23 protein-coding genes, 1 rRNA gene and 1 other RNA gene are annotated in these 26,464 nt (G+C 45.1%); 15 read left to right on the forward strand and 10 right to left on the reverse strand.

The annotated features are described in order from the left end of the window. From rrf to BS617_RS00015, 3 genes are all read left to right on the forward strand, one after another. Nucleotides 1–103, forward strand: a 5S ribosomal RNA gene (rrf, locus tag BS617_RS00005); the annotation flags it as partial. Between the two features lie 153 nt (nt 104–256). Then, on the forward strand, nt 257–736 hold the full coding sequence (locus tag BS617_RS00010; RefSeq protein WP_139303121.1) for a DUF2489 domain-containing protein: 480 nt from the start codon (nt 257–259) through the stop codon (nt 734–736). A 2-nt stretch (nt 737–738) separates the two neighbouring features. Next, nucleotides 739–1,113 (forward strand): hypothetical protein, encoded by a 375-nt coding sequence (locus tag BS617_RS00015; RefSeq protein WP_075170894.1) that lies wholly within the window; start codon nt 739–741, stop codon nt 1,111–1,113. On the opposite strand, the gene BS617_RS00020 is transcribed toward BS617_RS00015, so the two are convergent. The 4 genes from BS617_RS00020 to BS617_RS00035 form a co-directional block, all read right to left on the reverse strand. Next, complete coding sequence (locus BS617_RS00020; protein ID WP_075170895.1) at nt 1,110–3,785, reverse strand: ATP-binding protein; 2,676 nt, start codon at nt 3,783–3,785, stop codon at nt 1,110–1,112. The genes BS617_RS00015 and BS617_RS00020 overlap by 4 nt on opposite strands. Further along, nucleotides 3,785–4,732: an ABC transporter substrate-binding protein gene (locus tag BS617_RS00025; protein WP_075170896.1), complete on the reverse strand. Its 948-nt coding sequence runs from the start codon at nt 4,730–4,732 to the stop codon at nt 3,785–3,787. The genes BS617_RS00020 and BS617_RS00025 overlap by 1 nt, the downstream gene beginning before the upstream one ends. Before the next feature lie 21 nt (nt 4,733–4,753). Then, on the reverse strand, nt 4,754–6,841 hold the full coding sequence (locus BS617_RS00030; RefSeq protein ID WP_083609869.1) for a TonB-dependent receptor plug domain-containing protein: 2,088 nt from the start codon (nt 6,839–6,841) through the stop codon (nt 4,754–4,756). 205 nt (nt 6,842–7,046) lie between these two features. Next, nucleotides 7,047–8,000 (reverse strand): zinc transporter ZntB, encoded by a 954-nt coding sequence (locus BS617_RS00035; protein WP_075170898.1) that lies wholly within the window; start codon nt 7,998–8,000, stop codon nt 7,047–7,049. Nucleotides 8,001–8,190: 190 nt separating this feature from the next. Here BS617_RS00035 and BS617_RS00040 point away from each other — a divergent pair, with 190 nt between their 5' ends. The 6 genes from BS617_RS00040 to BS617_RS00065 all read left to right on the forward strand — a co-directional run bounded on the left by BS617_RS00040 (nt 8,191) and on the right by BS617_RS00065 (nt 16,953). Next, entirely contained in the window at nt 8,191–9,537 is a 1,347-nt protein-coding gene (locus BS617_RS00040; protein ID WP_075170899.1) for a magnesium transporter, read from the forward strand. Between the two features lie 220 nt (nt 9,538–9,757). Further along, nucleotides 9,758–10,540 (forward strand): 3-hydroxybutyrate dehydrogenase, encoded by a 783-nt coding sequence (locus tag BS617_RS00045; protein WP_075170900.1) that lies wholly within the window; start codon nt 9,758–9,760, stop codon nt 10,538–10,540. A gap of 111 nt (nt 10,541–10,651) precedes the next feature. Then, a complete protein-coding gene (locus tag BS617_RS00050; protein WP_075170901.1) occupies nt 10,652–11,662 on the forward strand; it encodes a patatin-like phospholipase family protein in 1,011 nt (336 codons plus the stop codon). A 238-nt stretch (nt 11,663–11,900) separates the two neighbouring features. Next, nucleotides 11,901–14,255 carry a glucose/quinate/shikimate family membrane-bound PQQ-dependent dehydrogenase gene (locus BS617_RS00055; RefSeq protein ID WP_075170902.1) on the forward strand — a complete coding sequence of 785 codons (2,355 nt, stop codon included), beginning with the start codon at nt 11,901–11,903 and terminating at the stop codon, nt 14,253–14,255. A 241-nt stretch (nt 14,256–14,496) separates the two neighbouring features. Next, complete coding sequence (locus BS617_RS00060) at nt 14,497–15,003, forward strand: DUF3015 family protein (RefSeq protein WP_075170903.1); 507 nt, start codon at nt 14,497–14,499, stop codon at nt 15,001–15,003. A gap of 114 nt (nt 15,004–15,117) precedes the next feature. Next, the gene (locus tag BS617_RS00065) at nt 15,118–16,953 is read left to right on the forward strand and encodes an Lnb N-terminal periplasmic domain-containing protein (protein ID WP_170870302.1); all 1,836 of its coding nucleotides are present in this window, start codon (nt 15,118–15,120) and stop codon (nt 16,951–16,953) included. Between the two features lie 121 nt (nt 16,954–17,074). On the opposite strand, the gene BS617_RS00070 is transcribed toward BS617_RS00065, so the two are convergent. Further along, a complete protein-coding gene (locus tag BS617_RS00070; protein WP_075170905.1) occupies nt 17,075–18,061 on the reverse strand; it encodes a zinc-dependent alcohol dehydrogenase family protein in 987 nt (328 codons plus the stop codon). A 108-nt stretch (nt 18,062–18,169) separates the two neighbouring features. On the opposite strand from BS617_RS00070, the gene BS617_RS00075 reads away from it, so the two are divergent. Together BS617_RS00075 and BS617_RS00080 are read left to right on the forward strand one after the other, a co-directional pair. Next, the gene (locus BS617_RS00075) at nt 18,170–19,060 is read left to right on the forward strand and encodes a LysR family transcriptional regulator (RefSeq protein ID WP_075170906.1); all 891 of its coding nucleotides are present in this window, start codon (nt 18,170–18,172) and stop codon (nt 19,058–19,060) included. 70 nt (nt 19,061–19,130) lie between these two features. Further along, complete coding sequence (locus tag BS617_RS00080; RefSeq protein WP_249263555.1) at nt 19,131–19,967, forward strand: SDR family NAD(P)-dependent oxidoreductase; 837 nt, start codon at nt 19,131–19,133, stop codon at nt 19,965–19,967. 95 nt (nt 19,968–20,062) lie between these two features. Here BS617_RS00080 and BS617_RS00085 read toward each other — a convergent pair whose 3' ends face one another. From BS617_RS00085 to smpB, 4 genes are all read right to left on the reverse strand, one after another. Beyond that, nucleotides 20,063–21,037, reverse strand: coding sequence for a hypothetical protein (locus BS617_RS00085; RefSeq protein ID WP_075170907.1), 975 nt, complete (start codon nt 21,035–21,037; stop codon nt 20,063–20,065). Further along, on the reverse strand, nt 21,027–21,779 hold the full coding sequence (locus BS617_RS00090; protein ID WP_075170908.1) for a site-specific integrase: 753 nt from the start codon (nt 21,777–21,779) through the stop codon (nt 21,027–21,029). The genes BS617_RS00085 and BS617_RS00090 overlap by 11 nt, the downstream gene beginning before the upstream one ends. Nucleotides 21,780–22,113: 334 nt before the next feature. Beyond that, nucleotides 22,114–22,472, reverse strand: a transfer-messenger RNA (tmRNA) gene (ssrA, locus tag BS617_RS00095). Nucleotides 22,473–22,527: 55 nt separating this feature from the next. Further along, complete coding sequence (gene smpB / locus BS617_RS00100) at nt 22,528–23,007, reverse strand: SsrA-binding protein SmpB (RefSeq protein ID WP_075170909.1); 480 nt, start codon at nt 23,005–23,007, stop codon at nt 22,528–22,530. A 228-nt stretch (nt 23,008–23,235) separates the two neighbouring features. On the opposite strand from smpB, the gene BS617_RS00105 reads away from it, so the two are divergent. Genes BS617_RS00105 through BS617_RS00115 form a run of 3 tightly spaced genes read left to right on the forward strand, consistent with a single transcriptional unit; the run spans nt 23,236 to nt 25,400 of the window. Next, nucleotides 23,236–24,603, forward strand: coding sequence for a sodium-dependent transporter (locus BS617_RS00105; RefSeq protein WP_075170910.1), 1,368 nt, complete (start codon nt 23,236–23,238; stop codon nt 24,601–24,603). Between the two features lie 14 nt (nt 24,604–24,617). Continuing rightward, on the forward strand, nt 24,618–25,049 hold the full coding sequence (locus BS617_RS00110) for a type II toxin-antitoxin system RatA family toxin (protein ID WP_075170911.1): 432 nt from the start codon (nt 24,618–24,620) through the stop codon (nt 25,047–25,049). Nucleotides 25,050–25,070: 21 nt separating this feature from the next. Continuing rightward, nucleotides 25,071–25,400 (forward strand): RnfH family protein, encoded by a 330-nt coding sequence (locus BS617_RS00115; protein WP_075170912.1) that lies wholly within the window; start codon nt 25,071–25,073, stop codon nt 25,398–25,400. Nucleotides 25,401–25,498: 98 nt separating this feature from the next. Here the strand turns inward: BS617_RS00115 and BS617_RS00120 are convergent, their stop codons facing one another. After that, nucleotides 25,499–25,846, reverse strand: a complete 348-nt coding sequence (locus tag BS617_RS00120; protein WP_075170913.1) for an outer membrane protein assembly factor BamE — start codon at nt 25,844–25,846, stop codon at nt 25,499–25,501. Between the two features lie 82 nt (nt 25,847–25,928). On the opposite strand from BS617_RS00120, the gene fur reads away from it, so the two are divergent. After that, nucleotides 25,929–26,354, forward strand: a complete 426-nt coding sequence (gene fur / locus BS617_RS00125) for a ferric iron uptake transcriptional regulator (protein ID WP_075170914.1) — start codon at nt 25,929–25,931, stop codon at nt 26,352–26,354. Nucleotides 26,355–26,464: the final 110 nt, after the last annotated feature.

Below are 26,464 nucleotides of genomic sequence, written 5' to 3' on the forward strand. Positions count from 1 at the left end.
GCGAAGTGGAACCACCTGATCCCATCCCGAACTCAGTAGTGAAACGCTTTAGCGCCGATGGTAGTGTGGGGTCTCCCCATGTGAGAGTAGGTCATCGCCAAGCTTTTATACCGAACCCCTGATTGCGCTGCAGTCAGGGGTTTTTTTATGGTTATTGTTTTTACGATTGGCTAAACAGGCGGTGTTTTGCTTTACCTTTTCTATATAATTAGTGACAGTAATTATTTAACTAGTCGTAAAATAGAGAGAGTGAGCTTTGTCTGATTCGGTGATGTATATTTTGTTGGTTGCGGGGATTTTGATTTCTGCTGTATTGATGGTTGTTATTTATCGGCAGGTTAGAAGTTTACGACGCAAACAAGAAGAGCGATTAGCAAATCAGGAGAATTTGCAACGAATCCAAAAAGAGCGTTATGAATATATTGAGAGTAGCCTCAATATTTTAACCGATGCCTTAATGAATTCTCAGATAGGAGTGGTTGAAGGTGCTATTCGCGTTAAATCGCTGCTAGATTATTATAATCCTGCTCTACATGATGAGCCCGCTTATACGGTATTTACTGAAATACATGAGCAGACAGAGCATATTCCTATTAAAGAAGCGTGGAAAAAGCTAGAAAAGCCTATCCGTCGTAAGCATGAACTATTCATGGCACGTTTGGAGATAGCCCACGGGGAAGAGGTCGTCAAAGCCGCCGGTCAACTCCATGCCCATATCAACAAAGCGAAGCAATAAAGGTGGAGTTTGTTGCCACTTTTTTGGTGTGCTTATTCATTCTACTATTACTCGTAGTCGCTTTAGTTTTTGGACGGCCGCCTGTTTATCGCCCAAGCCGTGAGTATGTACTACATATGATTGAAGGCATGATTAGCGGAGAGCAAGACCAAGATGCATGGACGCTTTTTGTAGGACTTCCTATTATTCATGATCCTGAATTAGAGGACATTAGGCAGTCTTGCTATGAGTTAGAGTTGGATGCGGAGTCTGGTGGTGCTGTTAGTTTTGGCTCGGCTCGCTACCGTTATAACGACCAAGGTATGGATCGTTTAAAGTTATTACGAGGTGAGCTGGAGCAGCTAATTCTCAAAACTCCAGTATTTAAGTCTTTTTAACCATCTGTGTTATCAACTGATTTAAGCACGCGCTTAAGCTGCCATATTGCATACCAGAGTTCTTTCCAGTTAACTGGTGCAGTATGTAATATGTTATGTATTTCGGAAGCGCAGCATTCAATTTCTGGTAGCTCATACAGACCAGCTAGCCCAATAAGTTGATGGTTTACTTCGCCAATAATTTGAGTGTTGCGTGCCGTAAAGCTATCGTGTATTAGTTGACACAATCTACCGAGCTCCTCTTCGATCTGAGAGGTTGATACATCGTAATCCTCTATATTGGTAACTTTCTCCTGCTTGCTATGAGGCGATTGGGATATGCTATTGGTCGTATTTCCAACTGTTAAGTATCTAATGGTTGAAATTAGTTCGTCGTCGTTCACAGGCTTGAGTAGCACTTTTGAAATTCCAGCACTGATGAGTGCGTGATGCTCATGAGCAATAATATTAGCTGTAAGGGCTATTACGGGCAGATCAGGGTACTTCTGCTTAATCTGCGAGGTAGCCTCTAAACCATCCATGACTGGCATATGCACATCCATGATCACCAAGTCCGGCTGTTGGGCTTGGGTCTGTTCTATGGCTTCTACTCCCGTCGCTGCGGGGAATACATTGATGCCAGATTTCTCGAGAATTTTGCTGATTAACAACCGGTTGAACTCGTTATCTTCAGCTAGGACCACACTAATAGGTAGCAGGTTTTCGTTATTTTCTTGTCCTGTTTGAAGTAGGTAATACGGTAGATCAAGGGCTTTAAATAACGCATCTGGCCGTGCTGGCTTGGAAATAGGAATGAGGTTTGTCGGGTGTTCAATTGGAAGTTGACAATCGGAAGGTAGCATAGCTACGACAAGGTTTCCTTGTGAGGAGAGTAGCGATAAAGAGGCGTGAAAGATGCGCTCTTCCTCAGATGTTGCTTTAGCCGGCAAGCCAACCATAAATGTGTTGTGAGGTGCGAGGTGTTGCAAGCATTCGTCAATGGAGCGGACATTGATAACGCGCTCAGTTTGTCGAAAGAGAATTTCAATAAGGGATCGGCGTTGAGATACATTACCTTCGCAAATAACTATATTTTGTTCGTTATTATAGGTTGGCGGCTCTACTTTAATAAGCGGACGGTTTTCACTAGGTTTGAAAGGCAAATAGAGACTGACGGTAGTCCCTTCACCTTCCTCACTAATCATCTCAAGACGGCCGCCCATGAGTTCAGTCAGCTTTTTCGAGATAACAAGCCCGAGGCCTGAGCCCCCAAAACGACGGGTGATTGATGTGTCGGCTTGCATGAAAGCTTGGAAAAGCTGTTCTAGATGCTCCTGCGGAATACCTATACCAGTATCGATGACTTTTAAAGTGTATAAACTCTGCTGATTGTTGATAGGGCTAATATCGACATGGACTTCTACCGTGCCGCTTTGTGTAAATTTAACCGCGTTGGCTATAAGGTTGGAGATTATCTGGCGCAAGCGCGTAGGGTCGCCAATAACGTCGAGGTCTTGGCGCGGCTGCATGTGTGTTATCAGCTCAAGGCCTTTTTCATGAGCTTTTGGTGCTTGCATTTCTAGCACATCATATATGATTTCTTCTAAATTGAAGTCGATTAGTTCAAGTGTAATTGCATCTTGCTGGAGTTTAGAAAAGTCCAGTATGTCATCAATAATTGATAGCAGCATCAGCGACGTCTGATTGATGATCCGTATGTGCTCTAGCTGTTCTGGTGAGCATGGCGATTGCTTCATTAACTTCGCAAAGCCCACAACAGAGGTTAGCGGCGTGCGCAACTCATGACTCATTCTTGCTAAGAATTCGTCCTTAGCTTTATTCGCCTCATCGGCTCTTTTGCTGGCTTTTGCAAGAGCAGTGTTTTGTTGTTCCAAATGATGGAGTGTTGCCTGTAATTTTCGGGTGGCTAGGTTAATGCGGTTTTCTTGGTTAGTGACTAACTTTTGTATGGTATCAGCCAGCCCGTTTAAGCCTTGCGCTAAGAGGTTAAATTCCCCTGTATAAGTATTGGTAACTCGCGTGTCTAAGCTGCCTGTTTGGATCCGTTCCATTACTTGCGTTAGCCCAAGGATAGGTTGAGATATTCGCTTGCCAAAACGCAGCGCTAATACAGCAGAAGACACGAAAGCCAGTAGTAATAAAGATATACTGGCCAGTAGAATTTGTTGCTCTTGTTTCTCTTTGCGGCTCTCGGACATGATGACTATAACCCAACCGACAGTATCTGAAATACTTTCAGTTTCTTGAAACTCTGGGTTATCCAAAAAAGGTATGCCTGTTGTGCTAACTGGCTGAGTAAAATACCAGTATTGATCGTGAATGTAGGCCGATGGCGCAGCAACCTTTAAACTAATAGGAAATTGAGCTGAGCGTTGAATTAACTGATATTCGCCGTTCAAGAAAAGTACATCCGCTACATCTTTTTCTTGAAATGGTCCTTTGCTAATTGATTTGAGCAGTTCGTTGTTACCGGTCATTAAAGCAAACTCGGATGAAGAGGCGACCAGCCTCGCCAATAGCTGGCCTCGTTCAACGAGAATATTCTCTGCATCTTGTAAGCGCGTCATTGTGAAGTATGCACCCAAAACAAGAGAGATAAATAACAGAGGGAATAAAGTTAACAACAGCAGTCTTTGGCGAATACCAAAGCGGGTATTGATTGATGTTGGCATTAGCTATTCCCCTGTAGCGTTGAACGCAGTCGATCACTGGACGGCGGATATAGCTTGAGCTGTTTAGCCGTTGACGCGTTAATCTTTACATCAAAGTATTTGGGGTATCGGGGGCTGTTTAACTGACGACTTACCTGAAAATCACTAATTAGCTCGCCTGTTTCTGTTCCTACTTGTAAGGTTGTGGAGTAAACGGCTGCTAGGGCTCCCGCCTTAACATAGGTCTCGGAGAATCCGATGAGTGGCTTTTTGTGACGCAGTGCTAGATATAAAGACCACTTGGCGCTTGCTCTGTTGAATGCACCCTGATCCGGTATGGCAAGGAAGATGTCACTATTAGATATAAGTGGATTAATGATGTTGATTGGGTTGTCTGTAGACGCTAAAACGCTTGATCGGCTTGTGAATTGATATTGCGCTGCAGCCTCTTCAAAGAAGGGCTTTTCTTTGAAAGAAGATTGTCCAAACAACGTGCTAATGACGGTTGCACCGGGTACTAGCAGCCGAGCTAGGTGTACTTGTCGGGACATGGGTTGGTCAATGAATAGAGCGCTCACTTGATGGTCGTTACGATTAAATTTTGCCGTTAGGCGCTCGTAGCTGCGCCTCGGAATAAAGCTGGCTAGGATGGGGGTATCAGGGTAGTCCAACAAAGCGGCTTCAAACGCTTTGCTTCCTAATGTGACTACCAAGTCGCTTTGGATTGATGATCGTTCGTTGGGGTATAGCTTAAATACCTCTATTTCAATTTGCGAAGGAGAGGTATTGATAATCTGCTCAGTGACAGAACGATACGAAACATCGTTGCTGCTTAACAGAACAGTGACATGCATTTGCGATAAATTAGATTGCCCGTAGGCTGATACACACGCTATAAATAGCAATGAGGCTAAAGCTGCACTACCAATATAGGCTCTCAACTTAAGCTGTGTGAAGCGTACGCACATTTGCATTCCTTGCTATGAATATCAAAAGCTAAGATCCATCGTTAAATATAAGCGCCGATCAAATAAGTTGTTCTCTCCAAAGTCGTGATATTCATTGTTAAAAAGATTTTTTACGATAATTTTCGTAGTTAATACTTGCTCATGAGAAAGGGGATGAGTAAAGCTTAATTGTGAATCAAATGTGCTAAAGCTATCAACTTGGCTACTGTCAAACCATTCTACATCAGACATGTAATTATAAACTAAGCTAGCATTTATCGCTGGAGTGAAAGAGTGATTGTATAAGAGCGATAGGGTATGGCGTGGAGATCTTTCATCCATCGTTTGGTTTTTCTTAGCTCCGCGATCTTTAATACCCGTCAGACGGTTATAGTTATAAGCAAGGTGCACTAAATCATTAGGCGTTGTGTGAACAGTTGCCTGTAAATCGAGACCTTTAGCGTAACTATGAGATGCATTTTTGACGGTAAATACTCGGCTATTAGAGTCTCCATCAACGATAGTTAACAGGTCAATATCGCTGTTCGTGAAATAGCTGTTTAGCCCATCACTGATTTTCTCTTGGTATAGTTTGATGTCGATATAGCCCTTGTAACGAGGCAGGGCCCACAATAAGCCTAATTCCGTGCTGATCAGCTTTTCAGGGGCCAGGTTTGTGTTGCGCATAGACACATAATCAAAGACAACACCTTCAGGAGATTGATAGCTTACTTGCGTCATCTCTTCTAGCAAGGAGGGCATGCGGTACGCTTTAGTTGCTGCTGCGCGCAATGTGATAGCTTTTGACGCTTGGTAGTTAGCACCAAGGCGGATTGATGTCGCTGTTCCCGCAATCGTCGAGTCTTCAACCATCAGTCCGAAGTTAGTATAGAGCTTTGGTGAAAGTTGCCATTCTACATTGTTAAACGCATAAAATAGATCTTCGTTGATGGCTTCTTCTTGGCCTAAGTAGACAGCGCTCTTAACCGTATCTTGTCGGTAGCCGATTCCACTTGCCATGTTGACTGAAGAGCCAAAGCCTTGGGTGTACTGAAGCTCTAGTCCGGAGCTTTGAGCAGTCCCTTTTTCTCCTGCAGGCCAGACGGAGAAGTCAGAGGCGGTTTGCGAAGGGAATGGATAAGCTGGGCCATAAAGCCCTGCTAACTGTTGTAGTAAACCGTTTACACCTGCAAGCCCGGGATCCCCTAAAAATTCTGATGCCATTAAGCGTGGCGAGTTAAGTTTTAAATAGTTATTAAATACGCTAATACGGATATCGCTGTTGTCTGTTAGTGTTCGTTGCCAATCTAGCTGCTCATAGTGAGAATGATGCTCACGTGGTAGGTAGTTATAAGGCTCGTCTGCTGGGTCGTCTGCGGCGCCTATATCAATATAACCATGGCTGAAACCTGCCGATATATTGATGGTATCAAACAGAGTGGGTGTAAACGTGAGTGATACGTTACCCATATTGGCTTGCTTGCCATCATTTACATCATCGAACCCGTTATTCTGGTCATGGGTCAGGCTGGCTCTGACACTCATGTCATCAGTACGCTTAGAAAATGAAGCGTTCACACGCTTTGTCTGCTGGCTGCCTAAAGTGGCGCTAATATGGTGGGATTCTTGATCGAGAGGCTGGAACGTAACAATATTAATCGCGCCGATTAATGCGTTTGATCCATATGATGGAACGTTTGATCCGCGAACCACTTCAATATAGTCAATATCTTCGATGGATATACCTAGAGTATTCCATGCCACGGTGGATAGCATAGCCAAGTATACGGGGCGGCCATTAATACGTATATCTAGCCGATTCGGAAACTCTCCAGAGTTGCCGTGATAGCTAACCGCATGCTTGTTGGCATTGGGATTATAGCTTTGGAAACCGGGTACCAACTTAAATAGCTCCGTGATATCGGTTGCCGTTGACGCTTTAATCATCTCCTGAGAAATAATCGTGGTCGATACCGGCAGCTCTTGCAGGTTTTGAGGTAATCGGGATACAGAGGATATCTCTGGTATGTCGTTAAAAAGATCCGTTTCGTTGTAACTGAACACATCCTGTGACAGCAAGAAAGAAGTCGTCAATAAACTGCGAACACATGTCTTTTTTAAAAGGGACATCTACTAAGTAACCCGTATTTTTGTTGTTGCTACACACGCGTGCCGATATAAATAATAACCGCAGTCATTAAAACAGCTTCGATGATAAAGCCGTTCGTTGTTAGCACCCAGTCGAGCATATTAAAGAACCTTAAAATTGATCATTAATTATACTGTTTTAAGGCGCTTACGAGTAGTCACAACTGTAACGACCACTTACGAACCTTCACATCCAGCGATTACGATAGAAATACCATAGCATGAGAGCTGAAATAGCCGTTAAACCAGCGACGAAATACGTAAATGCCCATGGGGATTCTGTCCCAGGGATGCCTCCTATATTTACGCCTAAAAGCCCTGTTAAAAAGCCCAAAGGTAAAAAAACAGCAGAAATAATAGAAAGTAAATACATGCGCTGATTCAGCAGGTCGGTTGTGTAACTGACTAACTGCTCGATAATGACGCTGATCCGCTCACTCACAGATTCTAATTGGTCGAGCTTGCGCATCAATCGCTCGTTAATTTCTTCAACTACGCGACGGTCATGTTCGCTTAATAAGGGTGAGTCTGACTCGATAATCCCGTCAAAGGCCTCTTGTTCGGGTAACAAGTAGCGACGCAGCGCAATGATTTGCCGTTTAAGATCAGCCACTTGCTTGCGGTGCTCTTGTTTAGGTTGATCAACAACCCTGTCTTCAATACTGGTTACTTGATCATCTACGCGGTCTACAAAATCAGCCACTCGTCCTGTTAGTCGTTGGCATAAGGTGGTGATGAGTTCACCTGAGTCTCGTGGTCCTTTGCCTTCTTCGAGGCGTTTAACGGTATCCTGAACACTCAGGAGCACGCGGCGTCGGGTACTAATAATTCGGCCTTCCTCTAACCAAATGCGAATAGAGACCATATCTTCGGGGTCTTCATCGGGGTTGAGGTTGACGCCACGCAAAATTAGTAACACCCCGTTATCATATTGGTTAAAGCGTGGGCGGGACTCTTCTGCTAAAAGTGCTTCGACCACAATAGGGTCTATTTGGCTTTCATTGCGAAGCCATTGTTTTGCACCGGGGTTATCAAAATTGAGATGGATCCATTGAGCACAGTGGTTTCTCTCAAAGGGGTATGGAGAGGGTGTGACTCCGCCTAAACCGTCAAGATCAAATGCGTGAATTAAACCTTCCATTGTTACCTCTAAGAGCAAAAAAGATATGTTCGGCATAATCGCATAGATAATTGATAAAGTTGAGTAAATTTATCGGATTCTGATGGCAGAATAGGTGAAAACACAGTGCACTGTGTGTATGTTATCTGTGGGCTAGATTAAGCGGTGTAGCCACCCATTCTAATGCGGTGCTATTAAGGAGTTGCGGTATATGAGCGAAGAAATAGGCGTACTAGTTGAGCAGATTTTAAAGGTCGATAAAGATGAAAATACCGCTCCTTCCGAAGCCTTAGCCGAGCAACTAGAACACTTAGATGCAGAGCAATTAGCCTTATTGCTAGGCGCGCTACCCTTAGATGAGCGCTTGGAGCAATGGGAACGCATTCCCGCCGATGAGCAAAGCGCAATCCTGGTGGAGTTAGGAGGTGACACTCGCCTCAGTATTTTACGTACCTTGTCATTCGCAGCGCTTGAAAGTTTATTCGCTAAGCTCACGCCAGAAGAGTTGATAGAGCTATCTGATGACCTCCCTGATGAGTTCATTGATATCGCGCTGCGCCAAATGGATCAAAAACAGCGCCAGCACTTTGAGCACAGTAATCAATTTAATGAAGACCAAATAGGCCGTTATGCCGATCATAGTTTGCTGGTGCTGCCGCAAAACGCGAAAGTATACGATGCCTTACGACTGATGCGTCGTGATATCCCCGAGTGCACTGATGCGTTGTTTCTGACCGATAGGGCAGGGCGCTATACCGGCACAGTATCCCTACATAAACCGTTAAGCTCGCCCGGGCATATTCCGCTGGCTGAATTGATGGACGAGCAAGTTAAGCCGCTGGCGGCTGAAGTCTCCCTAGAAGATAGTGTCGATATTATAGAGAAGTCTGATTATGTGTTACTGCCAATAGTTGACCAAAAGGGCATGCTAATTGGACGTATGACACTAAAAGATGGCCTGCAAATTTTACGCGAGTCTCATGATGCCGAAATGATGGCGCAAGCGGGTTTGTCGGAAGATGAAGATTTATTCTCGCCAGTTTTACGAAGTTCGATGCGTCGAGCGACGTGGTTGGGGATTAATTTACTGACGGCATTTTTAGCGTCGTGGGCGATTGGTTTGTTTGAAGCAACATTACAGCAGGTAGTGGCCTTAGCTGTCTTAATGCCAATAGTAGCTTCGATGGGGGGCATTGCCGGTAGCCAAACGTTAACGCTGATTATTCGAGGGATAGCCTTAGGGCAGATTTCAAAAGGTAACTTATGGCCGCTATTGCGAAAAGAGCTGAGTGTCGGTGGATTTAATGGTGTTTTGTGGGCAGGTGCCATTGGTGCTATTGCCGCATGGTGGTTTAGTGATCCGATGATCGGTGTGGTTATAGGCTCGGCTATCGCCATTAACATATTGGCAGCAGCCATTGCTGGTGTATTTGTTCCGCTCATACTCGATAAAATGAAAATAGACCCTGCGTTGTCAGGCTCGGTTATTTTGACAACAGTGACAGATGTCGTTGGCTTCGTGACTTTCCTAGGGTTAGGAACACTACTATTGATTTGATCCCTCACTGACTATCGCATTCCTATGGGAACTTTTTTGTGCGCCGCAACACAAATATGGTAGTTTCTAGATCCCTATGATGTATTTTAGGGAGCAGTCTTAGATGTATAGCGACAAATCGCATCGTCAATTAACAGTTTTTGAAGGCGTGTGATCACGATTATTTAGCAACCACCGAACACAGGGCCTTCAGCAATCCCAAATGGTAAGGGGCAAGATCATGTTAAAAGGAAAAAACGCAGTAGTGACCGGTTCCACATCAGGTATCGGCCTAGCCTATGCTAAAGCCTTCGCCAAAGAAGGTGCCAATGTAATGATTAATGGCCTGGGTGATGCGGATGAGATTGAAAAAACACGTGCCTCACTAGAGGCCGAGTTTGGTGTTAAAGCCTTGTACTCATCAGCGAACATGCTAAAGCCAGACGAGATCGCCGAAATGATAGCAACCGCAGAAAAAGAACTCGGTTCGGTTGATATTTTAGTGAATAACGCTGGTATTCAATTTGTATCTCCAATTGATGAGTTTCCCGCTGAAAAATGGGATGCCATTATCGGTATCAACCTAACCTCGGCATTTCATACGATTAAAGCGGCACTGCCGGGCATGAAAGAAAAAGGTTGGGGGCGCATTATTAACACGGCGTCTGCGCACGCGCTGGTGGCTTCCCCATACAAATCAGCTTATGTAGCCGCAAAGCATGGTATCGCAGGCTTAACCAAAACAGTGGCGCTGGAAGCCGCCGAAAAGGGTATTACGGTTAATGCTATCGCGCCAGGCTATGTGTGGACGCCTTTGGTGGAGGCTCAAATAGCTGATACCGCTAAGTCTCGCGGGATTACGGAAGAGGAAGTTAAAGAGAACGTCTTGCTGGCTGCCCAACCCACTAAAGAGTTTGTTACGGTTGAGCAAGTAGCGGCGATGGCTGTATTTTTATGCAGTGATGCTGCTTCATCGATGACAGGCACAATTTTGCCTATCGATGGTGGTTGGACCGCACACTAATCAATGCTAACCATTTTTTAGAACGACGCTTGGTATTTACTGGGCGTTTTTTCTATCTGTATTAATATTCAGAAATTACGTTCTAGTTCGCGTTTATAACGGGAGTGTTACATGCCAAAAAAATCGCTTAACTTAGCCCTTCAAGGTGGCGGTTCTCATGGCGCCTATACTTGGGGAGTATTAGATTATCTGTTAGAAGATGGCCGCATTAGTATTGAGGGGATCTCGGGTACAAGCGCAGGGGCTATGAATGCGACGATACTAGCGCAAGGTTATATGAGAGGTGGTATAGACGGCGCGCGCCAATCTTTAGAAGACTTTTGGCGAGCAGTATCTAAAGCCGGTGCTTTGAGCCCAATTAAGCGCTCTCCGTTGGACGTGCTCACTGGTAATTGGAGTTTTGATTTATCGCCTAGTTACTTCTTTTACGATTTAATTAGTCATGTCAGTTCGCCTTACGACTTTAACCCATTAAATATCAACCCATTAAAAGAGCTGTTGGAATCTCAGGTGGATTTTGATTTAGTACGCTCTTGCAAGCATCTCAAGTTATTTATCGCAGCAACGAATGTCCGGACCGGTAAAATCAAGGTCTTTGAACGAGAAGAGCTGACAGCGGATATGGTCATGGCATCGGCGTGTTTACCGGAGCTTTACCAAGCGGTTAATATTGATGGTGAATCTTATTGGGATGGCGGTTATGTTGGTAACCCACCACTTTATCCGTTGTTTGGGGCCAAATCCAAAGATATTGTCATTGTGCAAATTAACCCAATAGAAAGAAGCGAAATTCCTCGTACAGCTAGAGAAATAGCCAATAGAGCGAATGAAATTTCGTTTAATACTTCGCTTTTACGCGAGCTACGATCCATTGAGTTTGTGCAGCGATTGGTTAAATCTGAAAAAGTCGATAAAGATCATTATTCGAATATTCATGTTCATCGTATTGAAGCGACGGATGAAATAAACCCATTGTCGGCTTCCAGCAAATTAAATGCTGAGTGGGAGTTTCTAAAAAAACTTCGCGATATAGGGCGAGCATCTGCACAGCAGTTCCTAGATCAGCATTACGAAACGATTGGCAAACATTCATCACTGGACTTGGTGAAAGAGTTTTCGTAAAGCACTGTCTACATAATGAGTTACCCACTGAGGCTTGCTTGTAACTTGCTGTTACAAAAAGACAATTTCGTTACAAAAGAAAATTACATTCATTCGTGTATGTTAGGGAACATACACACTCTTCTTGTGTCTGCCTGTAGTAAGCTCAGTAACATTTGGCCGTCAAAAACAGCGCTGATTGTTTTATCGTAATGTGGCAGAGCGATATTTCTGGAATCTCAATGAAAAGGATCTTTGTATGATCATATTTTCCATTTTATTTGCGTTGATAGGCTTGGCACTGTTATTGGGCGGTGTCTGGTTAATCACGTTAGGTGGCAGTTTGTACTATGCCATAGCCGGTGTTGTGCTGCTGGCGGTAGCCGTTCTTATAAAGAAAAACCGCTGTGCTGCACGGCTGCTCTATGCTGCTTTTCTTGTCGGCACCCTTATATGGTCTATTTACGAATCAGGCTTTGATTGGTGGCCACTTGCAACCCGAATGGGGATGTTTTTGATATTAACCATTCCCTTGTTTATCTCTACTGGGCCTAAAGGAAAAGGCGGTAATAAATTATTACTGCCAATATGGGGAGCTACGGCTGCTATCACGCTGATTACACTTATTGTGCCCGATAGCTCTACGGTGTCGGGGACCCTATCTAATGAGACGGTCTCTGTTAACCCAGATACAGGAGATGCCCCCGCTGATAGTTGGTTAAGTTATGGCCGAAGCAACTTAGGACAGCGTTATTCGCCGCTTACGCAAATTACACCTGATAACGTAGAAACCTTAGAGCAAGCTTGGCAGTACCGTACCGGGGACCTGAAAGGTCCTAAAGATGTCGGCGAAACAACGTATGAAGCAACGCCGCTTAAAATTGGCAATGCACTGTATATTTGCACCCCGCATAACTGGGTGGTTGCATTAGATGCCGATACTGGCGAAAAGCTATGGGTCTACAACGCCAAAGTACCTGCTGAAAGTCAGCGTCAGCATCAAACATGTCGAGGTGTTTCTTACTTACCGCCTGCGGGTTTATCTACATCAGAATCGATCGTAGCCGTTAAAGCTAGTCGCCCTGCTGAAAACATGCCGAGTATGCAATGTGATGCACAACTGTTTTTGCCAACATCGGATGCACGCTTAATCGCCATTGACCCTGAAACAGGCGCGCGATGCAGCAACTTTGCGAATGATGGCGAGTTAGATCTCATGCATAACATGCCGTTCAAACAGGCGGGTTATTATTACTCTACATCACCACCGCTCGTTGCTGGTGGAGTAGTGATCGTTGCTGGGTCAGTAAATGATAATTATGCAGTGAATGCCCCATCAGGTGTTATTCGTGCTTATGATGTTAAAACAGGTGAGCTAAAGTGGAACTGGGACTCAGGTCATCCTGATGATACAGCTCCCATAGGCGAAGGCGAAGTATATGCCACGAGCTCTCCGAATAGTTGGTCGACAGCAAGTGCAGACCCCGCGTTAGGCCTAGCGTACTTCCCTATGGGGAACCGAACGCCTGATCAACTGGGCATGTATCGAACACCAGCAGAAGAAAAATACGCCACGTCTGTTGTTGCACTGAGTTTGGAAACAGGTCAAGTTGAGTGGGTTCAGCAGTTTATTCATCATGATCTATGGGATATGGATACGCCGGCTCAGCCTTCGTTGTTAGATTTGGATACTGATAGTGGCGTACAACCCGCATTAGTGGTTCCGACTAAGCAAGGCGATGTCTATGTGCTTAATCGGGCAACAGGCGAACCTATCTTCCCCATTACCGAAAAGCCAGCGCCGCAAGGAACGATTCCGGGCGATTTTTCTTCGCCAACACAGCCTGAGTCAGCGCTGAACTTTAAGCCTGAGCCTTTAACTGAAGCGAAAATGTGGGGTGCAACTCCACTGGATCAACTCATGTGCCGCATCCAGTTTAAATCACTTAAATATGATGGGCAGTACACGCCACCATCCACGCAAGGTACGCTTGTTTATCCGGGTAATTTTGGCGTCTTCAACTGGGGTAGCATAGCGGTAGATCCTAAGCGCCAAGTGATGTTCGGTATGCCCCTTTACCTTGCCTTTACGTCTAAGTTGATCCCTAAAAAGGGAGCTGCACTAGGTGAAACAAACACAGGTGAGCAAGGTGTCAATGAAAATGCCGGTGCCGATTATGCCGTACAAATGGGACCTTTTTTATCGCCGTTAGGAGTACCTTGTCAGCAGCCTCCATGGGGTTTCGTTGCGGGTGCTGACTTACGTACGGGGAAAATTGAATGGATGCACAAAAACGGCACAGTAGAAGACTTATCGCCAATTCCAGTCCCGATTAAAATGGGAGTACCGGGGATAGGCGGTCCTGTGATTACTGAAGGTGGTGTTGTTTTTATGGCGGCAGCTGTAGATGACTACCTTCGTGCCTACAACCTCACCGATGGCAAGCAGCTTTGGGAAGCCCGTTTACCTGCGGGTGGTCAAGCAACACCCATGACTTACTTAAATAGTAAAGGCGAGCAGATGGTTGTCATTGTGGCTGGTGGTCATGGCTCAATAGGTACAACTATTGGCGATTATGTTGTTGCTTACAAGCTGAAGCCTAACCAGGAATAGCAGCGCAGGCGTACAGTGACATAAAGCCGCTAAGGGTATTCCTTGGCGGCTTTATTATTTTTACACATGTCTTAATCGGTCCCGCGTATCGTCTGTAGATCAATAATCTTCTTAGTATTAATCCATACAAAGTGTCTGTAATTAGGAAAAATTCCTATATATTTCAACATCTCCCGTTTGTTATATTCGGCGGCCGCTTTGGATGGATGTTCAAAGTTCTATCGGAAATTAAGGATAAATTATGAAAACTAAAAAGATAATTAGTGCATTGGTTTTGGCCTCGGCTTGTGTCGCAGGAACATCAACTGCATTTGCAGCTGATACAAAAGCACCTGGTACTGGACCAAACCCATTCACTGATTGTGGTATCGGTGCTGCTTTATTTAAGGACACACATTGGGCGGCAGTATCGTCTAATATCATTTGGGATTTAGGGACAACCGCTGTTACTTCCGCGACCTTGAGCCCTGAAACGTGTTCTGCTCAGAATGTTCAGGCTGCACAGTTTATTTTGGAATCGTATAAAAATCTGGCAGAAGACACGGCAAAGGGGCAAGGCGAAAGTTTAGCCGCGATGATGGATATTTACGGGTGCCAGCAAGAACAAGCCGTTTCGGTCATCAGCGCAGTGCGAGCTGACATGGCTGAGCAAGTAGGCTCAGCAAACTACACAAACCAAACCACAGTTGAAAAAGCATCGGCTTATTACAACGCGGTAACCTCTGCTGCTAAGGTCTGCGCTGCCTAAGCACACACATACTTCACTCAAAGCCTAGCATTGGGTGAAGTTCTCTCTTATTACCTAACATTGAAAAGATGCTTATTCATGCTCTGTCGTATCGTCTTTGTGGTTATGTGCTTTATGATGTCTTGTGCACATGCGGCCGCGCTGCCTGAATTTAATAGTAGACTCCTTCAGCAGCGATCGACCGATATTTTATGGCTTAAATTAATGCACTATGAGCGTGATGTATCGACGCGTTCAGGCTATTTGGGAGCGATCAAGCATCCTGATTTTTACCTAGACGAGAACGGACGCTCTGACCCAATCGCCGAGCTTAGTGCAACACTAACCGCATTTTATGCAGAAGATTCCTCGAACGACCTACACGCTCAATGCCGATTTCCGGCTCGTTATTTATGGTTTAAACGTTGGGCGCCTAAGCAACTAACCTTACCGGCTTCTGTGCCGTGTAAAGCCTATGAAGATTGGTCTGAAGGCGAAAACTTCCAGTCCATTAGCATTGTTTATGTCACAGGCTACTTAGGCAATCCTGCATCATTTTATGGGCATACGTTTTTAAAGTTCAATACGGCTCAAAAACGCTCGCACGATTTGGATAAAACTATCAACTTTGGAGCTATTGTCCCCGATGCCGAAAACCCGATTACCTACATCTTAAAAGGAGTGTTTGGGGGCTATGACGGAGGTTTCAGCGAGGTTGGTTATTACTTCCATACAAATAACTATGGTGATAACGAACTCCGTGATATGTGGGAGTACGAACTCAATGTGAGTGCCGAGGATACAGCGCTCATGGCGGCTCATGCGTGGGAGATCTTAAAAAAAGAGTACACCTATTTCTTTTTTAAGAAAAACTGTGCTTACCGAATGGCGGAGATAGTCGAGCTCGCTACCGGTGTTAACATCCTGGACGATAAGCCTGTAACCATACCACAATCGCTCATTACGGCAGTTCATCATGCCTCTGTAAAAGGCCAGCCTTTGGTTAAAACAATGGTTTATCGGCCCTCGCGCCAATCTAGGCTATACGACAAATATGCCTCTTTATCCGCACGAGAAAAGAAGTTGTTACATGAGTTAGTAGACGATCCAAAATTGCTGGAAAGCGATACCTATAAGCATGAGCCGGTAGCTTCGCAACAGAGAGTGATTGAAACCTTATTGGATTATTTACAGATCTCTCGGGAGTTAGAGGATAGAGCGAGTAATAAAATAAACGCTTTTTATCAGCGAGCCTTATTAGAGCGCTACCGTTTGCCGGTGGGAAAGGCCAGCTTTGTAACGGCAAGCACGGCGGCACCGCATGAAGGGCGTGCTCCTAGTTTGGTGCAAATTGGTTTAAGGCACAATTCGGCGCAAGGCGATGGATTGCTGTTTAGGTTGCGCCCGGCTTATTACGATGTACTGGATGCGGATAAGAGCCACGTAGCCGATTCAGTATTAAGCATGGGTAGCGCAGAATTGTTGGTAGAAGACAGCACGGTTTCGCTGAAACGCTTGTCACTGATCGACTTGGAAAGCGTAAATGCCGCCGTCACGGGGTTACCTGGAGATAACGGGCAAAGTTGGAAACTGAATATCCTTATTGAGCCCCTCGACTTACGTTGTGATGATTGTATGGCCTTTAAAACACAAGCCTACTACGGGCAATCTAAAAGATTAACTCCGCATCTACTGGTAGGGGGTTATTTAGGCGGCGTTGTGCAAGATAATGTGAGTCACAATGCGAACGTAGAGCTTGCTGTGCGAGCGTTTACAAACGTAACAACAGGTCATCGTTTGAGCGGTACCTTTTTTGTGGAGTCACTCACGGCTGTGGATAACGATGCCAGTAGCCGTTATAAGCTTGGAGCAGAGCTGCGTGCAGCCTTGTCAAAAGTAACCGATATTCGGTTAGTATATGATCATGACCAAGCTGAAGAGCTTTCCCTCAAGCTTGGGTTTTACTTTTAAGGCTTTTCATTCAATGCGCTAAGGTAATCAGTGTCATTTATCGCGGCGTTTGTTTACTGATTAAGTGCCAATAAAAAAGCTCCGCGTGTGCGAAGCTTTATAGGGGCCGATGATAGCCGGATTACACGTTGATAACGACCTTGCCTAATGCTTGGCCGCTGTTTAGGCGGTCATGAGCTTTACCGGCGTCTTCAAGACTGAACTGCTCGCTATCTACGATAGGCTTAAGCTTTCCTGCATCAGCTATTTCGGCCAGAGTCGTTAAGATATCGCCATGCACTTCCCGTTTGTGGTTGTAAAGCATAGGTATCAACATAAACACGACATGTAATGACAAGCCTTTAAAGTGAGCTGTGTTTAAATCAACTTCCAGCATCGACACAGTTGTCGCCACATGAGCATTTAAGGCAGCTGCATCGAAAGAGTTCGTTAGGTTAGCGCCCCCTACAGAGTCAAATACCACATCAAAACCTCCACCGTCAGTGTAGCTGGCAACATAATCAGCAACAGACTCGGTGCGATAATTAATGGCAGTAGCCCCCAGTTGCTTAATCAAATCCAGTTGTTTGTCGCCACCGCCTGTTGAATAAACATCAGCGCCAAAGTAGTTAGCTAGCTGTAATGCAATATGACCTACGCCTCCAGACCCGCCATGAACCAGCACCTTTTGGCCTTTGCTAATGCCTGCACGCATTAAGCCTTCGTAAGCGGTAATACCGACCAAAGGAATGGCAGCGGCTTCTTGCATCGACAATGACTTAGGCTTATAAGCAATCAGTTTGGCGTCTGCTAACATATATTCTGCCAGCGCCCCGGGGATATCGGCTAGGCCACCTGCGCAGCCATATACTTCATCGCCTACACTGAAAGTGGTGACATCGTCAGCGACGGCTTCTACTGTGCCCGCAAAATCCATCCCAAGTACCGCTGGTAAATCAGGAGAAAGCGGAAGCTCTTTGCCCATCTGACGTATCATAGTATCTACGGTGTTAACGCTAGTAGCCGCGACTTTAATAAGAACGTGGCCTGGTTTTACAACGGGCTTTGCGACATCGGCTAATGCAAAAACATCGCTGTCGCCATAGGCGTTAATGATCATTGCTTTCATTGTGATGGCTCCTCAAAAAGTTATAGAGCCAGTATATTTATAGCTTCGAACGTTGATAATATGTTAAATAAGCTAATCACTTTTTAGTTTTTATTGATAATGGTGCGTATGAATATTGATCATCTAGCACTTTTTGTTCGTGTTGCGGCACTTCACAACATCAGTTTAGCTGGGAAAGAGCTGGGCTTATCGCCTGCTGTGGCCAGTGCGCACATGAATAAATTAGAAGCGGACTTGGAAGTTCGGCTTATCCATCGCACTACCCGTCGAGTCTCATTATCGGAAGAGGGCGAGGCGTTTTTACCGCATGCACTGGCAGTGCTTGAGTCCACTGAGGCGGCGCGAGCTTCAATTGGTGCTGGTAACGCAAAGCCACAGGGGCGATTACGCATTGCGGCGCCAGCGTCCTTAGGGCGGATGCATTTACTGCCCGCGCTCGAACCTTTTTTAGCCTGTTATCCTGACTTGTCTGTCGATTTGTATCTTAGTGACAGTGTTGTCGATATGGTAGAAGGTGGTTTTGATATTGCAATACGGGATGCGCTCCTACATGACTCCAGCATGATTGCCCGAAAACTAGCGCCCGTAAAGCGGCTGGTTTGCGCTGCCCCAGCATACATTGATCAGCATGGCGAACCCGCCACTCCCGCTGAGCTTGTTAATCACCAATGTGTCAACTTAATGGGCTTAGAAACATGGGTATTTCAAACGCCGGACGGCAAGCAAAGCATTAAAACAAACAACAAATTACGCACAGATAATGGAGAAGCCGCGCGCGATGCCTGCATTAGCGGCTTAGGTCTCACTGTTAGTTCAACGTGGTGCTGTTATGACAACATTCAAAGGGGGGAGTTGGTTCACGTACTAAAAGATTATCCACTCATTAGCAGTACTGCTCTCTGGGCGATGTATCCAAGTTCTCGGCTTGTAGCACCTAAGGTTAGGGCGTTTATTGATTATTTCTCGGATTACTTTACAGAATCGCCGTATTTCTCATAATCAATAAATACACAAAACTCTTTCTTTATTTAACGCTGTTATTTCTGACGCCTAAGCACGGTATAAAGGTATGCAGATCGCAGACCAAGGGGATAAAGGGATGAAAAAAACGATTCTGATTACAGGGTCGACAGACGGTATCGGGTTAGTCACAGCCCACGCGCTAGTTAAATTGGGGCACACCGTCCTTCTGCATGGCCGAAATGAATCAAAATTGCAGGCTGCGCAGACTGCCATACTGCAAGAAACGCCCACCGCTAAACTGGCAGCTTTTGTAGGAGATCTATCGAGCTTGCAACAAGTAGCCTCCCTAGCTAAGACGGTGAGTGAGCATTATCCAACCTTGGATGTTCTCATTAATAATGCAGGAGTACACACGATTGCAGACACCACCACACAGGAAGGTCTAGATACTCGCTTTACCGTTAACACCCTAGCGCCTTACCTCTTAACACGACGACTACTGGCGCAACTCAAACCTGATGCTAGGGTTGTTAACTTATCATCGGCAGCCCAAGCCGATTTAAACCCTACTGAGTTACGACAGCCAAGCTCTCTACCCAGCGGGCATGTGTATGCCAAAAGTAAGCTTGCGCTCACGATGTGGTCGCGCGGCCTCGCTGAACAAATAGGGAAGCAAGGCCCTGTAGTCGTTGCCGTTAACCCCGCTTCCCTTTTAGGGAGCAAAATGGTGAAAGAGGCTTATGGTATCTCTGGAAGCGACTTAACACGAGGAGCTGATATTTTGGTCAAAGCCGCGCTTTCTGATGAATTTGCCGATGCATCGGGCTTGTATTTCGATAACGACATTCCTGATTTTTCAGACCCTCACCCCGACGCGCTCAACAGCCAAAAGGTAGCGCAACTGATGCAACAGCTGGACACCTTAGTGGCGAGCTATCTTTAGGTTAAAAGCCATACGCTAAATAAACGAAAGCCCCGCAGTTGCGAGGCTTTCAAGGTGTTTGGTGGAGGGTTTCGAATCTTTCATAATTTCTTTATTTATATAGCTTTAAAGATTGTTGAGCCATTTTTGTGACATATATATTGAACATTTTTCGCATTCTGTAAACAAGTTACTACGGAGTTCCTTTCTCTTGAATCCTGCAAATTTAATAAGCCACTAGATTTTATTATATGGAAATTATAAAGATATGATAGACCTAAACACTCCTGTGAGCCTCTATCCCACTCAGCCTTAAATGTCTTTAAATCAGGATCATGTTCTTTCATGATTTTATAAGCACTTTTGAAAAAAATACCCATGCTTCCTGCTTGTGTTAGTGAGTGGCTTAAAAGTGCTTGCTCTATAGTTTTTGATTTATAGTTTCCAGAAAAACTTTGCGCATTATTTACTATGAAATATAAATCAGGCGAAAACAAAACCAGTTCATTTTCCGGTTTATTCTTGATTTTCAACTCATCAGTAATAAGCTTTTCAAATTTTAAGGTGTTGGCGACAATGAAGTCGTTATAGCGGTTCACATAAGTTTCTATGAAATCGGATAGGGTGTTTTCAATTTTTGTAATGTTTACTGTGCTCTTGTAAATCCCTATATGTGTGTTTGGGTAAAAAGCACCATGCATAGCCTCTACACTACCCCATAAAGTCTTTATAAGTTGGATATCTTTTTCGTTGTATTGTTTTTTGAACTCTTCTATATGTTTGAAGTGGTTGGAAAATTGGTTTTGCAGCATCTGTTGTGTTAATTGGGCTTGAGTCTGTTCAGAACGATGAACAGAAGCAGCCAAAGCAGTCAGCGGAATAGACGAGCCTAATATTAGAAGAGGAAGTTTGAAATGGCTGTATAGGTTATCTAAAGCGGAAATATTAAGTGATAATGTAATTTGTTCTTTATTAAAAAAGTATATGGCTATGGCTATGAGTATGCTTATTACTACTGGAGACCAAAAAAACAATTTGAACAACAAGGTTTCTGTAAGAGTAGTATTAGAAAAACCGATTCTAGTTTCCATTTATCCATCTTCCATAGATTTTCCTTATCATCCCCCAGTCTTTGTGTCCCATTTGTTGAGCTACCCAAAGGGGGTTCTTATTATCTGAGAGTAACATCGAAGCAAAGGTGTGCCTAGTCTGGTATGGGTTTCGATAGTCTACACCCCCGTTATTAAGTGCAGGTATCCATAGTCTTTTTCTGATGATGTGGTCACCCTTCCAAGGCTTCTCAGTCGTTGGGTCGTGAAATACTCGATGTTCGTTTTTAGTAAAGGCTGCTTGAGCTTCAATTGCTTTTCTAGCTTCTGGTTGTAGCTCTACCGTTCTAATACCAGATGTGGTTTTAGTGGTCTTTTCTCGCTGTCTTACAATGGCCGTTCGAACATAAAAGCGGTTGTTGGGTAGGTCGATATCTTCCCAGCGTAAGGCGATGAGTTCCGATGTACGTAAGCCTGACCAAAACGCGAATTGGATGAGGTTTTTTTCTTGTCCTTCAAGTTGGGCAAGAATGCGCTCGATTTCATCATGGTTAAACGGTTGAGGCTCCCTTGTTTCTGTTGAGCGATTTCGGAAACGATCCATTGGTTTTGAGTCGATCAATTCATCATAGAAGGCTTCTTGAAAGGCTTGGCGCAAAGGCACCAATACATTATTGATACGTTTGTTACTTATATTGACGGTTTCTAGCCATTGGTAAACATTAGCTATCTTGAGCTCTTCAAGAGTCAGTTTTCCGAAGTTTGGAATCAGGTAGAAGTACATCGAGCTGTAATAGTCTCTAATCGTGCTGTGCTGGCATCGACGTAGCTTTTTTCTTGGGCGGTTTCTAAATAGCTTCGTACAAGGTCATCAGCAAGGCTTTGATGAGTGGTAAATATGCGTTTGCGAAAGTCATGGCACTGGCGAGTACCAATAGGCTTGAGTGCATCACAAAGCGTATCGACATCATTCGGTGCCGAATTTGTGACGAAATTGAGACGAGCTGTAGGCCGATGTTGATCAGTGTGGACTAAGTGGGAAAGGTTTAGGGAACCGCTGCAGGCCGCGTGATTGCTAGCCTGCGTTGGTCTGGAACGGTTTGAATCGTTCCTGAATTTGGTGGAGGTGGCGGGTTTCGAACCCGCGTCCGCCAATCCGCTGCCCTAAGATCTACATGTTTAGACTTCTCTATTGAGTTAACCCAGCACGACCCGAGAGTCAGGGTGTTTAGGGCGAGCCTTTTTAGTTTTAACCGTTCAGCTTAAGGCGAAGCATCCGGGCGGTTCTGTCTCAAATGACACCGCGAACCTCTGAGTTACAGACACCTCTGAGTGCGGCGCTAGCGGCCCTTAGGCTGCTAGAGCGTAGTTATCGTCGTTAGCAACTATAACTGTGTAGTAATGGATTTACGTGATTCACTACACTCACGACATGCACCTAAGGTTTTGTAACCGGCGTCGAATCCAAGTCACCCCCAGGAGGTGGAGCATTATGGAGTAAGACCTAACAAATGGAAAGAGGTTCAGCCGTTTTAGTTCGCATTCGACATGATGCGTTGTTTTTGGCGGTCCCAATCACGGTTCTTTTCGGTCTCTCGTTTGTCGTGCAATTTTTTACCTTTTACTAAGGCTATTTCGCACTTAACTTTGCCGTCTTTCCAATATAGAGACAAGGCGACAGAGGTGTAACCCTTTGCTTCTGTTGCTTCTATAAAATGGCTGATTTGGCGATGGTGGAGTAATAGCTTCCTATCACGACGCGGTTCTGTCACGTAGTGAGTCGAGGCTTGGATAAGTGGAGTTATGTGGGCGCCAACTAGCCATGCTTCATCGTCTTTGAAAATGACGTATGAATCGACAAGTTGTCCGCGGCCTTCGCGAAGGCTTTTTACTTCCCAACCGGTCAGGCACAGTCCGGCCTCAAGCTTTTCTTCGATATGATATTCATACCGAGCGCGCTTGTTAAGACAGATAGTGTTGCCCGTGTTTTTTGATTTCTTCTGTTTAGCCATAGCCGCTGATTATAGCGATGCGTTCAGGGATGCGAAAGCAATATGATGGCATTTTGTTTATCGTTATGTGACTGGTTGTCTTTGTCGGATGGTAGTAAACAGCAGTGTCCGGTGGGAGGATGAGTCATTGAACGGTATATATGATAGGCGGTGAAAGTTGTGTTTATCGCTATTTACGTTAACAATGCCCGCTTCTAGGCGTTATTGGTTAAGTATTAAGAGAGCATTATGCAGGAAAAACTGTCAATTCACGGTTCATGGACTAACCGCTGGGTATTCATTTTGGCGGCTACCGGCTCGGCTGTTGGCTTGGGTAATATTTGGAAGTTTCCCTACATCACAGGTGAAAATGGCGGTGGCGCGTTTGTGCTGGTCTATTTGCTGTGCATTTTATTGGTAGGGGTTCCTATCATGATCTCCGAGGTGCTGGTGGGGCGTCGTGGGCGCATGAGCCCTATCAACTCGATGATCGAAACCGCTAAAGAGTCCGGCCTCTCGCGTCGCTGGGGGCTTGTTGGTTGGCTCGGGGCGCTGGCAGGTTTCATGATTTTCTCTTTTTACTCTGTGGTTGCTGGTTGGGTGCTGTATTACATAGCGGCGATGGCAAATGGCGATTTTGTTGATGCCGGCAAAGCGCAAGTGGGAGCAACATTTGAGAACCTGTTAGCCGACCCTGAAACCATGCTTATTTGGCACTCGGTTTTTGTCGTGTTGGTGATGGCCGTACTAGTGGGTGGAGTTAATAAAGGGTTAGAGCGTGCTTCGCGCATTTTGATGCCGGCGTTGTTTTTGTTACTGCTATTGTTGCTAGGCTACTCTTTTACCACAGGGCATTTTATGGAAGGTGTGACCTTCTTGTTCCACTTTTCCCCTGATGAACTGAGCTGGGAAGCCGTGTTAACCGCGCTGGGGCACTCCTTCTTTACATTGTCGCTGGGTATCGGTGCAATGATCGCATACGGTGCCTATATGCCTAAAAAGGCCTCTATTGGGGGGACGGTTTTAATTATCGCCGTGTTAGATACCCTGGTAGCGTTAGTCGCAGGTATGGCTATTTTCCCTATTGTGTTTGCTAACCAATTGAGTGCCGAAGCAGGCCCAGGCTTAATGTTTATTACGTTGCCTGTTGCTTTTGGGCAGATGGCTGGCGGCCAAGTATTCGGGTTTCTGTTTTTCGTGCTTGTGGGAGTGGCGGCTTGGACCTCTGCTATTTCGTTAATGGAGCCTTCGATCGCTTGGGTTGTCGAACGCTTTAAGGTTCATCGCTTAATTGCCTGTACCGGATTAGGCTTGTTGGGCTGGGGTTTGGGGCTTTTGAGTATCGGCTCATTTAATGTTTTATCTGACTACACATTGTTAGGCATGGGTGTGTTTGATCTGTTGGACTTTGCAACCGCTAATATCATGCTGCCTTTAGGTGGTTTGCTAGTTTCTATTTACGTAGGCTGGTGGATGAAACGTCCGGCTTTGGAAAACGAATTGGCTATACGCAATCCTTTTTGGTTTAACGCGTGGTACTTGGCTATTCGATTTATCGCGCCAACAGCCGTTGCAGCAATTTTCGCGCTAAATTTGTACAATAAGCTCGCTGTATAGAGTAGAAGGTGAAAATGACCCATATTAAGCGCAGTGCATTGGTGATGCACACACAAGAGCAGATGTTTAACATTGTGAACGATGTAAATGCCTACCCTGAGTTTTTGCCATGGTGCGCTAGTACTGAGGTTCATCATGAAGATGATAAGTCGATAGAGGCGACCTTGCACTTAGCTAAGGCTGGCCTCAAGTATAGTTTTACGACGTTTAACCACTTAGAGCGTCCGGAAAAAATGGAAATCACCTTAGTGAAAGGGCCTTTTTCGACGTTGTCGGGTGTGTGGACGTTCCAAAAGTTAAGCGATGAAGCCTGCAAAGTAAATTTAGATCTTAATTTTGAATTTGCAGGAAAGCTCACCGCTTTGGCGATGAGTAAAGTGTTTAATCAGGTTGCTGCAACGATGGTCGATGCATTTGTGCAGCGGGCTGATGCAATTCATGGCTAGGCCGTATATTGGGTGAAGAACATGAGTGATGATGCAGATTTAATAAACGTGGAAGTAACCTATGCGTTGCCAACCCAGCAGCGTATTGTGGCCTTGCAGGTTGAGCCGGGTACGACCGTGTATGACGCTGTAAAATTGTCGGGGATTGAAAAAATATTTCCCCAGATTAATTGCGAATCAGACCCCATGGGGATTTACGGTAAGGCGATAAGAGATCCAAAAACGACGGTGCTTAAAGAGGGGCAGCGTGTTGAGATTTATCGTCCGTTAATTGCTGATCCAAAAGAAGCCCGCGCTAAACGTGCAGCGAAGATGAAAGCGCAAAAAGAGGCAGAAGCTTCAGGTACATAATTGTGCAGGCGTTATGCCTAAGGTGTAAATGACTGCTAAAATATAAAAGGGCTGAAAAAATCAGCCCTTTTCGCATAAGAAGTATGTTATCAACCTTGTTATTCGGCGGGAGCTACAGCAGGTTGTACTGTTTCGGTCGGTAGGCCTTCTAAATGATCTAGCTTACCTTCTTCAAAGAAAACAGTAATATGGGTTTGGACGCGGTCACCGCCAGCGACGCTTAGACTGCTAATATAGTCCCAACGATTGTTGCTAAAGGTATCCGTGACAAGTGGTGTGCCTAAAATGTATTGTACTTGGTTAGGTGTCATACCTTTTTCAAGTTGGTTGAGTTGCTCTTGCGTAACGACGTTACCTTGAGGAATATCGATTTTGTATACACCGGGGAATTCTGAGCAAGCGGTGAGTAAGGTGACTAAAGCTACGCTGATTAAAACCTTTCGCATGGGTAAATGACTTCCACTTTGACGTGTAAATAAAGATAATAGAGTCTAACATCCAGTAGACTGAATCAATAGAGTAAAGAAAATGTCTCTCGAAAATCAAGAGTTAAGAAAAGCCGGCCTGAAGGTTACCCTGCCTCGCGTTAAGATCTATCAGATCCTTGAGAAGGCGGGAGAAGGCGATCACTTCAGTGCAGAGGATATCTACAAGCTTCTGATGGGTATGGGCGAAGATGTTGGTTTGGCAACTGTTTATCGTGTGCTGACTCAATTTGAAGCGGCCGGGTTAGTATCTCGTCATCACTTTGAAGGTGGTCATTCTGTTTTTGAACTTGCGCGAGAAGAAGAGCACGATCATATCGTATGCGTTAAGTGCGGCCATGTACGTGAGTTTACAGACCCAGTTCTGATCGAGCGTCAGAATGAAATTGCAAAAGAGCTTGGCTTTAACATCACTGATCGTACATTGTACCTCTATGGTGTGTGCGCAGACGGTTGTGTAGAAAGCTAGAGTATAAATTACGTGACTGTGTCAGGCTCTGTGTAGGCTAGAGCCCTTCAGTATACTAAGAAACCGATTAGGCCATAGCGGCCTAATCGGTTTTTTTGTGTCCTAGTAAA

This window comes from Neptunomonas phycophila (genome assembly GCF_001922575.1).
Classification (GTDB): domain Bacteria; phylum Pseudomonadota; class Gammaproteobacteria; order Pseudomonadales; family Balneatricaceae; genus Neptunomonas; species Neptunomonas phycophila.